Origin of the sequence: Proteus terrae subsp. cibarius, assembly GCF_011045835.1 — a bacterium.
Lineage (GTDB): Bacteria > Pseudomonadota > Gammaproteobacteria > Enterobacterales > Enterobacteriaceae > Proteus > Proteus cibarius.
The window spans coordinates 3,310,920-3,323,407 of sequence record NZ_CP047349.1 but is presented as its reverse complement, the minus strand read 5'-3'; the positions used below and the strand labels follow the sequence as shown (position 1 = coordinate 3,323,407).

11 protein-coding genes and 3 pseudogenes are annotated in these 12,488 nt (G+C 53.5%); 9 read left to right on the top strand and 5 right to left on the bottom strand.

The annotated features are described in order from the left end of the window. Positions 1-45 precede the first annotated feature (45 nt). The 5 genes and pseudogenes from GTH25_RS15285 to GTH25_RS15265 all read left to right on the top strand — a co-directional run. Entirely contained in the window at positions 46-1,539 is a 1,494-nt protein-coding gene (locus tag GTH25_RS15285) for an IS91-like element ISCR2 family transposase (RefSeq protein ID WP_001120888.1), read from the top strand. A 30-nt stretch (positions 1,540-1,569) separates the two neighbouring features. Next, positions 1,570-2,454, top strand: coding sequence for a DUF3363 domain-containing protein (locus GTH25_RS19255; RefSeq protein ID WP_001447541.1), 885 nt, complete (start codon positions 1,570-1,572; stop codon positions 2,452-2,454). A 222-nt stretch (positions 2,455-2,676) separates the two neighbouring features. Next, positions 2,677-3,891 carry a chloramphenicol/florfenicol efflux MFS transporter FloR gene (floR, locus tag GTH25_RS15275; RefSeq protein WP_000214122.1) on the top strand — a complete coding sequence of 405 codons (1,215 nt, stop codon included), beginning with the start codon at positions 2,677-2,679 and terminating at the stop codon, positions 3,889-3,891. Between the two features lie 27 nt (positions 3,892-3,918). Next, a complete protein-coding gene (locus GTH25_RS15270) occupies positions 3,919-4,224 on the top strand; it encodes a LysR family transcriptional regulator (RefSeq protein ID WP_001255015.1) in 306 nt (101 codons plus the stop codon). Positions 4,225-4,335: 111 nt separating this feature from the next. Beyond that, a pseudogene (locus GTH25_RS15265) lies at positions 4,336-4,740 on the top strand (IS91 family transposase); the annotation flags it as partial. Between the two features lie 106 nt (positions 4,741-4,846). Here GTH25_RS15265 and GTH25_RS15260 read toward each other — a convergent pair. The 3 genes from GTH25_RS15260 to sul2 are packed head-to-tail and all read right to left on the bottom strand — an operon-like array spanning position 4,847 to position 7,362. Then, complete coding sequence (locus GTH25_RS15260) at positions 4,847-5,683, bottom strand: aminoglycoside O-phosphotransferase APH(6)-Id (RefSeq protein WP_000480968.1); 837 nt, start codon at positions 5,681-5,683, stop codon at positions 4,847-4,849. Further along, on the bottom strand, positions 5,683-6,486 hold the full coding sequence (gene aph(3'')-Ib, locus GTH25_RS15255; RefSeq protein ID WP_001082319.1) for an aminoglycoside O-phosphotransferase APH(3'')-Ib: 804 nt from the start codon (positions 6,484-6,486) through the stop codon (positions 5,683-5,685). Before aph(3'')-Ib ends, GTH25_RS15260 begins: the two co-directional genes overlap by 1 nt. A gap of 60 nt (positions 6,487-6,546) precedes the next feature. Beyond that, positions 6,547-7,362, bottom strand: a complete 816-nt coding sequence (sul2, locus tag GTH25_RS15250; RefSeq protein ID WP_001043260.1) for a sulfonamide-resistant dihydropteroate synthase Sul2 — start codon at positions 7,360-7,362, stop codon at positions 6,547-6,549. Positions 7,363-7,832: 470 nt separating this feature from the next. Here sul2 and GTH25_RS15240 point away from each other — a divergent pair. Further along, positions 7,833-9,140: pseudogene (locus tag GTH25_RS15240) on the top strand (Tn3-like element ISShfr9 family transposase); the annotation flags it as partial. A 686-nt stretch (positions 9,141-9,826) separates the two neighbouring features. On the opposite strand, the pseudogene GTH25_RS15230 reads toward GTH25_RS15240, so the two are convergent. Beyond that, positions 9,827-10,060, bottom strand: a pseudogene (locus tag GTH25_RS15230) (Y-family DNA polymerase); the annotation flags it as partial. 7 nt (positions 10,061-10,067) lie between these two features. Then, complete coding sequence (gene umuD, locus GTH25_RS15225) at positions 10,068-10,517, bottom strand: translesion error-prone DNA polymerase V autoproteolytic subunit (protein WP_000116661.1); 450 nt, start codon at positions 10,515-10,517, stop codon at positions 10,068-10,070. On the opposite strand from umuD, the gene GTH25_RS15220 reads away from it, so the two are divergent. From GTH25_RS15220 to GTH25_RS15210, 3 genes are all read left to right on the top strand, one after another. Then, positions 10,516-10,773 (top strand): hypothetical protein, encoded by a 258-nt coding sequence (locus GTH25_RS15220; protein ID WP_000182836.1) that lies wholly within the window; start codon positions 10,516-10,518, stop codon positions 10,771-10,773. The two genes, umuD and GTH25_RS15220, sit on opposite strands and share 2 nt — an antisense overlap. 382 nt (positions 10,774-11,155) lie before the next feature. After that, on the top strand, positions 11,156-12,061 hold the full coding sequence (locus GTH25_RS15215) for a 3'-5' exonuclease (RefSeq protein ID WP_000196208.1): 906 nt from the start codon (positions 11,156-11,158) through the stop codon (positions 12,059-12,061). 87 nt (positions 12,062-12,148) lie between these two features. After that, complete coding sequence (locus tag GTH25_RS15210; protein WP_000284112.1) at positions 12,149-12,448, top strand: hypothetical protein; 300 nt, start codon at positions 12,149-12,151, stop codon at positions 12,446-12,448. Positions 12,449-12,488: the final 40 nt, after the last annotated feature.

Below are 12,488 nucleotides of genomic sequence, written 5' to 3'. Positions count from 1 at the left end.
AAGCGATAGACTGTATGTAAACACAGTATTGCAAGGACGCGGAACATGCCTCATGTGGCGGCCAGGACGGCCAGCCGGGATCGGGATACTGGTCGTTACCAGAGCCACCGACCCGAGCAAACCCTTCTCTATCAGATCGTTGACGAGTATTACCCGGCATTCGCTGCGCTTATGGCAGAGCAGGGAAAGGAATTGCCGGGCTATGTGCAACGGGAATTTGAAGAATTTCTCCAATGCGGGCGGCTGGAGCATGGCTTTCTACGGGTTCGCTGCGAGTCTTGCCACGCCGAGCACCTGGTCGCTTTCAGCTGTAAGCGTCGCGGTTTCTGCCCGAGCTGTGGGGCGCGGCGGATGGCCGAAAGTGCCGCCTTGCTGGTTGATGAAGTACTGCCTGAACAACCCATGCGTCAGTGGGTGTTGAGCTTCCCGTTTCAGCTGCGTTTCCTGTTTGCCAGCCGGCCCGAGATCATGGGGTGGGTGCTGGGCATCGTTTACCGCGTCATTGCCACGCACCTGGTCAAGAAAGCGGGCCATACCCACCAAGTGGCCAAGACGGGCGCGGTCACCCTGATCCAGCGTTTTGGATCGGCGCTCAATCTGAATGTTCACTTCCACATGCTGTTTCTCGACGGTGTGTATGTCGAGCAATCCCACGGCTCAGCGCGTTTCCGCTGGGTCAAGGCGCCGACCAGCCCAGAGCTCACCCAGCTGACGCACACCATCGCCCACCGGGTGGGTCGCTATCTGGAACGGCAAGGCCTGCTGGAACGGGATGTCGAAAACAGCTATCTGGCCTCGGATGCGGTGGATGACGACCCGATGACACCCCTGCTGGGGCACTCGATCACTTACCGTATCGCTGTCGGTTCACAGGCGGGGCGAAAGGTGTTCACTTTGCAAACTCTGCCGACCAGTGGTGATCCGTTCGGTGACGGGATTGGCAAGGTAGCCGGGTCCAGCCTGCACGCCGGCGTGGCGGCCAGGGCCGATGAACGCAAGAAGCTCGAACGGCTGTGCCGGTACATCAGCCGCCCGGCGGTATCCGAGAAGCGGCTGTCGTTAACACGAGGCGGCAACGTGCGCTACCAGCTCAAGACGCCGTACCGGGACGGCACCACGCACGTCATTTTCGAACCATTGGATTTCATTGCAAGGCTGGCCGCCCTGGTACCGAAGCCCAGAGTCAACCTAACCCGCTTCCACGGGGTGTTCGCACCCAACAGTCGGCACCGGGCGTTGGTCACGCCGGCAAAACGGGGCAGGGGCAACAAGGTCAGGGTGGCTGATGAACCGGCAACACCAGCACAACGGCGAGCGTCGATGACATGGGCGCAACGGCTCAAGCGTGTTTTCAATATCGACATCGAGACCTGCAGCGGCTGCGGCGGCGCCATGAAAGTCATCGCCTGCATTGAAGACCCTATAGTGATCAAGCAGATCCTTGATCACCTGAAGCACAAAGCCGAAACCAGCGGGACCAGGGCGTTACCCGAAAGCCGGGCGCCACCGGCTGAGCTGCTCCTGGGTCTGTTTGACTGACGAGCCTGAAGGCCAACGATACCAATCAAAATGCTGCGTTCACAGCGCCGCGGCAGGGATCCGCCGTGCTGGTTGTCGGAAAAGGAGCCGCTAGTGGGAAAGAGGAGGGTAAATTTTCAGCGTTGCTGGCTCCCCGTCAGCCGGATTGGGTTGCATCGCAGGGGTGTCGAAAGAGTCAACTGCGGTCCAAAGCTGTTGGACTTGGGTGAAAAGGGCGTTTATTCTTCCTATACGTGCCGCGTTCCAGGCGGCGACTATGAGGGCTATGTCGATGCCCATGTGCGCCGGCTGGAGGCGCTACGCCGGGCCGGTATCGTCGAGCGGATCGACGCCGACCAATGGCGCATCCCCGATGATCTGGTCAGCCGTGCCGCCGCCCATGACGCCGGCCGAGACAGTCAGGCCAGCGTTCGCGTCCTTTCCCCGGTCGATCTGAACAAACAGATCGGATCGGACGGCGCGACCTGGCTGGACCGGCGGCTGATCCACGGCGAGACGGCCGACCTTGCGCCAACCGGCTTCGGGCAACAAGTCCGCGAAGCCATGGACCAGCGCCGCGAGCACCATATCGAACAGGGCGACGCCACCCGCAGCCGGGACAGCCGCGTCTTCTACCGGCGCAACCTTCTCGCCATCCTGCGGGAGCGCGAGGTAGCCGGCGTCGGATCGGATATGGCTTTGAGTAAGGGCCTGCCGTTCCGCGCCGCCACGGACGGCGAGAGCGTCAGCGGCAAGTTTACCGGAACCGTGCATCTATCGAGCGGCAAGTTCGCCGTGGTCGAGAAATCCCATGAGTTCACCCTTGTCCCGTGGCGGCCGATCATCGACCGCCAACTCGGCCGCGAGGTTATGGGCATCGTGCAGGGCGGGTCGGTGTCGTGGCAGTTAGGGCGGCAGAGGGGGCTGGAACGCTGAGTGCGCCCATGCCGCATTGCGAAGCAAAAGATAATCTGATAAAATGTAGCAATTCATATTCGTAAGCGTGGAGTAATCAGATGGGAAATTCCAAGTCAGCAGACAAGTAAGCCGCAACAACCAGTATTGTTGTTGCGGCGCTCTGTAAGGCTAGTCTCATCTGATTGCTGACGAGCAGACGTCGCCCGGTATTCCTTAATCTTAATCGAGGGTTGATTCGTCATGACCACCACACGCCCCGCGTGGGCCTATACGCTGCCGGCAGCACTGCTGCTGATGGCTCCTTTCGACATCCTCGCTTCACTGGCGATGGATATTTATCTCCCTGTCGTTCCAGCGATGCCCGGCATCCTGAACACGACGCCCGCTATGATCCAACTCACGTTGAGCCTCTATATGGTGATGCTCGGCGTGGGCCAGGTGATTTTTGGTCCGCTCTCAGACAGAATCGGGCGACGGCCAATTCTACTTGCGGGCGCAACGGCTTTCGTCATTGCGTCTCTGGGAGCAGCTTGGTCTTCAACTGCACCGGCCTTTGTCGCTTTCCGTCTACTTCAAGCAGTGGGCGCGTCGGCCATGCTGGTGGCGACGTTCGCGACGGTTCGCGACGTTTATGCCAACCGTCCTGAGGGTGTCGTCATCTACGGCCTTTTCAGTTCGATGCTGGCGTTCGTGCCTGCGCTCGGCCCTATCGCCGGAGTATTGATCGGCGAGTTCTTGGGATGGCAGGCGATATTCATTACTTTGGCTATACTGGCGATGCTCGCACTCCTAAATGCGGGTTTCAGGTGGCACGAAACCCGCCCTCTGGATCAAGTCAAGACGCGCCGATCTGTCTTGCCGATCTTCGCGAGTCCGGCTTTTTGGGTTTACACTGTCGGCTTTAGCGCCGGTATGGGCACCTACTTCGTCTTCTTCTCGACGGCTCCCCGTGTGCTCATAGGCCAAGCGGAATATTCCGAGATCGGATTCAGCTTTGCCTTCGCCACTGTCGCGCTTGTAATGATCGTGACAACCCGTTTCGCGAAGTCCTTTGTCGCCAGATGGGGCATCGCAGGATGCGTGGCGCGTGGGATGGCGTTGCTTGTTTGCGGAGCGGTCCTGTTGGGGATCGGCGAACTTTACGGCTCGCCGTCATTCCTCACCTTCATCCTACCGATGTGGGTTGTCGCGGTCGGTATTGTCTTCACGGTGTCCGTTACCGCGAACGGCGCTTTGGCAGAGTTCGACGACATCGCGGGATCAGCGGTCGCGTTCTACTTCTGCGTTCAAAGCCTGATAGTCAGCATTGTCGGGACATTGGCGGTGGCACTTTTAAACGGTGACACAGCGTGGCCCGTGATCTGTTACGCCACGGCGATGGCGGTACTGGTTTCGTTGGGGCTGGTGCTCCTTCGGCTCCGTGGGGCTGCCACCGAGAAGTCGCCAGTCGTCTAACCGACGACTGGTAGCAGGCCCGCTCCGATGCGGCGCACTAACCATCGAAACCTCGTGAATGTCGGTATCCTGTCTGGCAGGATACCGCTCATTTCCCTTGTTCAGTTCATCGCCGTCGCCGAGCATCTGAATTTTCGGCATGCGGCCAAGGCACTTGGTATCAGCCAGTCGAGCGTCAGCGCGCGTGTGAAAGCGCTGGAGGATAACCTTGGTGTCCTGCTATTTGAGCGCCATGCGCGGGGCGTTCGGCTAACAGACGCAGGCAGGCACTTCATGGAGCGTGTCACGGCGGGTGTCGATCAACTCGATCACGCAGTGAAGACCGCGGAGTGACGGGCACTGGCTGGCAATGTCTAGCAACGGCAGGCATTTCGGCTGAGGGTAAAAGAACTTTCCGCTAAGCGATAGACTGTATGTAAACACAGTATTGCAAGGACGCGGAACATGCCTCATGTGGCGGCCAGGACGGCCAGCCGGGATCGGGATACTGGTCGTTACCAGAGCCACCGACCCGAGCAAACCCTTCTCTATCAGATCGTTGACGAGTATTACCCGGCATTCGCTGCGCTTATGGCAGAGCAGGGAAAGGAATTGCCGGGCTATGTGCAACGGGAATTTGAAGAATTTCTCCAATGCGGGCGGCTGGAGCATGGCTTTCTACGGGTTCGCTGCGAGTCTTGCCACGCCGAGCACCTGGTCGCTTTCAGCTGTAAGCGTCGCGGTTTCTGCCCGAGCTGTGGGGCGCGGCGGATGGCCGAAAGTGCCGCCTTGCTGGTTGATGAAGTACTGCCTGAACAACCCATGCGTCAGTGGGTGTTGAGCTTCCCGTTTCAGCTGCGTTTCCTGTTTGGGGTCGTTTGCGGGAAGGGGCGGAATCCTACGCTAAGGCTTTGGCCAGCGATATTCTCCGGTGAGATTGATGTGTTCCCAGGGGATAGGAGAAGTCGCTTGATATCTAGTATGACGTCTGTCGCACCTGCTTGATCGCGGCCGCGATAGCTAGATCGCGTTGCTCCTCTTCTCCATCCGCGTTCCAAGCTGCGGAAAGGCACCCATAAGCGTACGCCTGGTCGAGCAGGCGACGCGGATCGACGTCCAGCGCACGAGAGAATGCGTCCGCCATCTGTGCAATGCGTCTAGGATCGAGACAAAGGTCGTCTCTGTCAGCCGGATCGTAGAACATATTGGCGGCGCCAAAGCCCACTTCACCGACCAGACCGACGGGATCTATCACCAGCCAGCCGCGACTGGAGAACATGATGTTTTCATGATGCAGATCGCCATGTAGCCCACGCAGTTCCGAGGCATTGCTCATCATTTGATCGGCTATAATCGCCGCGTGGACGTAGTCAGTTTGACAACCTGCGTTTTGATCATCGCGCGCCCGCTGAAACAAAGCTGCAAAGCGATCCCGGATCGGGAGAAGGGCAGAAGGCAGGGGTTCCTCAGATGCGGCATACAGCTTCGCCATTAGTTCCGCTGCAATTTCGGTCGCCTGGTAGTCGCCGTGCTCGGCAACGATGTGAGAGAGCATTCGCTCCCCGGCATATTCGAGCAACATCAGATTGTTCTCACGACCGAGCAACCGGACTGCTCCCCTCCCATTGCGCCATACCAGATAGTCGGCCCCGCGCAGTTCATCAGCAATGTCTTCTATAGGTTTCAATCCCTTGACGATTGCAGGAGTCCCGTCTGGCAATGAAACTTTCCAAACGAGGCTGGAAAAGGTGTCCGCAATGAGAACAGGTTGCGAAACGTGCCAATGAGCAGGAAAAACAGGCGGCATGAACATCAACCCCAAGTCAGAGGGTCCAATCGCAGATAGAAGGCAAGGCGTTCGCGGTCGGGGGCTTCGATCCCCAATACATTGAATAGGACAGCGAAGGCGCGCTCTGCTTCATCTGGCGCTGCCCAGTTCTCTTCGGCGTTAGCAATCATGAGTGCCAAATCGGCATAGCGATCTGCTGTTCCGAGCCGCCCAAGGTCGATCAGACCCGTGCATTGAAGAGTTTTAGGGTCCACCATGAAGTTCGGCATGCAGGGATCACCATGGCAAACAACCATATCGGTGCGCTCTTGGTCGAGCCGCACCGGTAGCTCTCGTTCGACACGAGCCAAAAGATCGAGCTGCGGCGTACTCTTGTCCTCGTCCGGTAAGAAGTCGGGATTGACGGCATTGCGGGACACCACATCAACGGCGCGTCCGAACATTCGCGACAGCCTGCGCTCAAACGGACATTGATCAACCGATAGGCTGTGAACAGCGCCAAGTTGCTGCCCCATTGACGGCCACGCTTTGAGCAAATCCGCTCCAGACAGATCAGCCGCCGGTACTCCCGGAATTGCCGTTATCACCAAGCATGCACCCTCCTGTTCCTCCTGCCAGTTGATGACCTCGGGGCAAGCCACACCTCGACCTTTGAGCCAAATGAGGCGGTCACGCTCTCCAGCGAGCTCACCGCGGCGGGAAGCAGGTGCGATTTTCGCGAAGGCATGCCCGTCACCACGTCGAAAAACAAAATCACCAGATTCTCCGCCTCTGACAGGCAACCAGTCAGAATGCGATTCACCAAAAAAAATATTAGTTCGATTCAATGGAGGTTCCTTCAGTTTTCTGATGAAGCGCGAATATAGAGAAATATCCCGAATGTGCAGTTAACGAATTCTTGCGGTTTCTTTCAGCGCCGCCAATACCGCCAGCCCGTCGCGCAAGGGGCGCGGCTCGTGTGTGCGGATGAAGTCAGCTCCACCTGCGGCGGCGGCAAGCTCTGCAGCGAGTGTCGCGGCCCCGACATCCCCCGGACCACGGCCTGTGAGCGCGCGCAGAAAGGATTTGCGCGAAACAGACAGAAGCACCGGCAAATCGAAGCGCAGCCGCAATTCATCGAACCGCGCCAGCACCGAGAGCGAGGTTTCGGGAGCAGCCCCCAGAAAAAACCCCATGCCGGGATCAAGGACAAGGCGGTTGCGTTTGATACCGGCACCCGTCAGCGCCGCGATGCGCGCGTCAAAGAACGCCGCAATGTGATCCATGATGTCGCCAGCGGGTGCCTCGCGCCGATCTGCCTGCCCGTCTTGCACCGAATGCATAACGACGAGTTTGGCAGATGATTTCGCCAATTGCGGATAGAACGCAGCGTCTGGAAAACCGCGAATATCATTGAGATAGGCCACACCACGCGACAAGGCATAGGCTTGCGTCGCGGGTTGATAACTGTCGAGCGAGACGGGAATGCCATCTGCCTTGAGCGCGTCCAGCACCGGCGCGATACGCGCGATTTCTGTGTCGGACGAAACAGGCGCGGCGTCGGGATTGCTGGATGCCGGACCGAGGTCGATCACATCTGCCCCCTCGGCCATCAGCTTACGCGCCTGCGCAATGGCTGCGTCTGGCGCCAGATACCGGCCTCCATCGGAGAAACTGTCCGAGGTTATGTTGACGATGCCGAAAATGATGAGCGATTTATTCATGGGGGCTTCTATAATAATAATAATCGAGCATGAGTCTCATACGGATGCTCGGGTCGAAAGGGAATCCCCAGGCGAGTAACCTGTTTGCGGTGATCCATTAGCTGCAGGAGCAGAATAGCATACATCTGGAAGCAAAGCCAGGAAAGCGGCCTATGGAGCTGTGCGGCAGCGCTCAGTAGGCAATTTTTCAAAATATTGTTAAGCCTTTTCTGAGCATGGTATTTTTCATGGTATTACCAATTAGCAGGAAAATAAGCCATTGAATATAAAAGATAAAAATGTCTTGTTTACAATAGAGTGGGATACAGACACGCTTGATATGTTTGGAGATGGGGTTCTAGGGATTTTCCCCTCTAAAAAGACTTAATCCTCTGTAGACCACACCAATAAATGGCTGCGGAGGTGGGTTACTACTTATAAGTGTGGCAAATTAGGTAAATATCGTACATTTAATACGGAACAGCCCTGATATGGCCATCAAAAACGAAATTACTATTCTCACGAGAGCAGAACAGGCAGATCTTTATTCCCCACCCATTTTTTCAATCGAAGAACAACGTCTGTACTTTTCTCTGAACGATGCGGAATTGGCAGTTTTTCGGTCAATTCGTCTCAGAGCTCATAGATGTTACTTTGTCGCGATTTTGGGATACTTCAAATCAAAGCCCGTCATCCTAGATATCGCTTACTCGCAGGTTTCTAAGGATTTAATGTTCATCAGTAAAGAGCTGCTTGGCGGCAAGGGGCTCAGACCATTCACTCCCTCACAAAAACAAAAAGATCGACTCTACGCAAAAGTATTAGACCTTGCTGGTTATCACAAATGGGACGAAAGTCAGCACTTCAATTCTCTTTTCGACCACCTTGTTCAGGTGGGCAATGCCTGGCTGGAGCCGCGTTACCTCTTTGATACTGCTATTGAATTCCTAACCAGTCACAGCATTGCTATCCCTAGGTACACCGTACTCCAGAGACTGATAAGCAGAGCGATGCAGCAGGTCAGAAAAGACCTGGCGCACCAACTTAATCAACTCACCAGTCCTGAACTTCACGTCTTTCTGGACAGCATAACAGCCATTGATGACGGACTAAGCCTGAACCAGCTCAGAGGCGGTGCAAAAAGTCTGACCGTACCTGAACTTAAAAAAGAGCTTGCCCTTTATCATCAGTTAGCGCCATGGCGCACGCAAATCAATGGCGTTATCGATGGGCTTAATCTGTCTCTTAAAAATCGACAACACTTCGGTGAGCTCATCAACTATTACGGTAGTAAACTCAAACGATTCAAACGCGCACAGCAGCATCTATGGTTGCTATGTCACCTGACAGAGCGGATACAACTGGCACTGGAACGGTTAACTGATGGGTTCATTTACCATATCCGCAAGCAACAAGAAGCTGCCAACACCTTTGCACAACAAGCAGTGTTCCTGTCCTGGCAGTCAGCCGCGGACAATGTCACGAAAGCGGCAGAGTTACTGCATCTGTTTGTGGATGAGAACATTGATGATAATCAACCCTTCTCAGTAGTCAGACAACAGGCATTGAAGGTCATGAATGACAGGGATATCCAGACCCTCTGCCTTTACCTGAAAAAACAGAAACGGACCGTGGAAGAGTACCAGTGGCAACATTACGATGAACAATGCAATCTCCTGGAGCAACTGTTAAGGCAGGTGTTCTTGTGCCTTGAATGTGAGGCCGGTAAAGGCTCAGAAGCCGTCGTCGCCCAACTTCAACAGATGCAGACGGAAATCGCATTCGGTGGACCACTGAAGAGAGGCTGTACTTGGAGAACCACCGACTTTTCCAGTTTCATCCTTGGTATAAAGGTTTTCCAATAAATAGTCTCGATATCTCACGATTGGACTTTCCTCTACCTTCTCGGTGCAGTCATATATTGTTAACGGAGGTTTTTCATCAACCAGAAGGCCAGTCCTTGGGTGTGTATGTTCGGGGATTTCCGTGCTCAACCACCGATAGAAGCTCAATAACGCAACTGCATGGGATTGAATCGTCTTATCGGAGGATATATCTGGATCTGCCAACAAAGAGTGAAGATATAGATTCACTGGCACCACATTGATACCATCGGGGTCTATTAAAATTGGAAGTTTATGAGCAAATGGTTTTGAGTTGTCCCTAACGTCATGGATGATCTCGCCACTGTCAGGGTGTGGCCTACTTATAAATGAGGGATATTTCTCCGTACTAATCCACATAAGACAATAGTCAAAGCCGAAGTCATCTGGAAACGACCTATTTTGTTCAATCACATTAACACCTAAATCATCCGTTATTCACACTGCTAAGCCTTCCCCCAGGGGGTTACGCGTTCATACATCTACTTTTTCAAGATATTTCTTAACCAATAGTAAAAATTGTAACCACCCCTCATCTCGACGTCTAATTTATACAACCTGAAACATTACAACATGTGATGTCTAAAGTATTTCCCAACTGTAAGCGCATAGTTAGAGGAGAATGCCAAAATGCCATGGCGCTGCATTTCGGCTTTGATCTGAAAGACGGGTACGCCCATTTTAATACCGAGTAACTTAGCTTCACGCGAGCGTGCAACCACGCAGCCGTCATTGTTGGACAGCACCACAACCGGCGTATCTTTTAAATCAGGACGAAACAGCTTCTCACAACTGGCGTAAAAGTTGTTGCAGTCCACCAAGGCAAATACAGGCATGGGACAGTCACGACTTACGGCGCATGTTTCGCACCACATTGGTGACCACACCAAATATCTCTAACTCTGCCCCTTCAGGAATATGAATGGGCTCATACGCCTGGTTTCTTGGGATCAGCTTGACGCACGGCCTTAGTTGAAGCTCCTTTACCGTGAGTTCTCCATGGATGCCAGCGATGACAATGTCACCGTGTTCTGCTTGAACAGAACGATCAACCACCAAAATATCATCTGGGTGAATCCCAGCATCAATCATTGAATCACCTTCAACACGCACAAAGAACGTTGCAGCCGGTCGCTTGATGCACAGCTCGTTGAGGTCGAGCGTTTGCTCAACATAATCCTGCGCTGGTGAGGGAAAACCAGCAGAAACACGTTCCATGAACAATGGAATACGAAGGCGCTTGGCTTTGATGAAGGCAAGTGCGCCGCTACGGCCTATCAGCGAGACACTCATGACGAACCTCGAAAAAATAGAATTAATACTGTTTGTTTATACAGTATCTGATGCTATGCTGATTTCTACAAGTAAAATTGTAGGTAAAACTGTAGTTGTTCGAGTAAGACGTTGTGTCGTGGGTGATTTCTTTTTTGTGTTGAAAAGCTTGATGTGGGGATTGCTCGCCCTCGTCAAAGCCTGCAAGGCTTGGACAATACTGCTTCTGCCTACTGCTCTTGTTTCTGTTACTGATCCTGTTACTGCTACTGGTTAACGCATGGGTCAAGTAACCGTCAAACAAGGCTTGTTGAACCCTTTGCAAAGGGTTTAAAAACAGTTAGTAAAATTCTGCTTCGTATTGAATTTACTGGCTTAAAGCGAAGTCAGGAGCATCATTAAAATGCTCAGTCGAACTCAGTTCAAGCCTTTTTCAACCGTTTGAAAAGGGGTTGGCTAAGCCATACCTAAAGGGTATCGGTAAGGGTTACCTAAAGGGTTTAGCTAAGGCTTTCTGAAAGGCTTAGCCAAAGCCTTCATACATGGGTCACCCAGTAGAAAGATCAAAAAAACGCTGAGGTATCCAAGGTGCATTTAGAGAAACCTGTGGCACAGTGAAATAACCCAAAGCGAACAATAGAATTGAAGAGGAACCATCAATGACAAGAGCCCCTGCGCCATTTCCGCTAGAGCGCCTCGCGGATATTCCAGAAAGACCAGAAGATTTTAGATTGCTGGAGCGTATTCCATTAACGCGTGAGCCGCAGTCCTGGCCACTTGAACTTTCTCCTATGGTTGGTGATGAACAGCCAATGGTGCTGCTCGATACAGAGACAACCGGACTGTCTGCCGAGGACGAGTCCATTATTGAGCTTGGTATGGTTAAGGTGCTTTACAGCCCCTCTGCTCAGCGGATTGTGTCGATTGTTGATGTGATCAGCTTGTATGAAGATCCCGGTAAGCCTATCCCCGAGCTGATTACCGAGTTAACCGGTATCACCGATGATATGGTGCAAGGCCAGCACATTGATGATTCACTGGTAGCGAGTTGGTTATCCGATGATCCGCTGGTGGTTGCACACAATGCGCAGTTTGATCGTCCTTTCTTTGAAAAGCGGTTTGCTGCATTAGGCCATCTATCTTGGGCCTGTTCAGCCAGTGGCATAGATTGGAAGGCACTGGGTTTTGAAAGTCGAAAGCTTGAGTACCTGCTGCTTCGCTTAGGTTGGTTTTATGAAGGACACCGAGCTGCAACCGATTGTTTGGCGATGGCCTGGTTGTTCCATTTGTTGCCCGAGTCCGTTGCAAACTTGTTGTCTGAAGCGGACAGGCGAACTGTGTTAGTTCGTGCGTTTGGTGCGCCGTTTGACGTAAAGGACTATTTAAAAGAGCGTGGTTACCGCTGGCATGACGGTGTTAAAGGTGCCAACAAGCATTGGTGGCGCGAAATCAGCGAAGACGAGTTACCGCAGGAACAAACTTACCTGGATGATTTGTACCATCGTGGCTCAGAACATGCCCACTATGACTACAAAGATGCTCGCAATCGATTTAAAGCTTTGTAGCTCTCTATAAGTTAAGCCTTGCATATTTGAGAATCTCTGGAAAATGGAAAGTGAACTCATGGTTTAACCAACAAGAGGAATCTTTCCATGTACCAAGACACCTACATTGAATACTGGGGCGAAATCTTCGTCTCTGCCCGCATCATTGAATTTGGCATCACGTTCGAGCGCTTTCTTAAAGATCCATGGAAGCACTTGATGTCCTGTGGCCAAGAGTCTGCACCGGACGCGATTGCTGAAGGGATGCTGCCATTGCTACCAGCCCAGGCAGAAGTCGCCAGGCGCATTCGGGAGAGTGAGCAACGAGCCCTGATGTCTACAGAGTCGGACAAAGGGGTATCTCATTGCAGTTACATCGTGGTGCCACTGGTTCGGGTAGCGCATTGATTGATAGCAACTATCATCGATGGCACCAAACAAGGTCTTC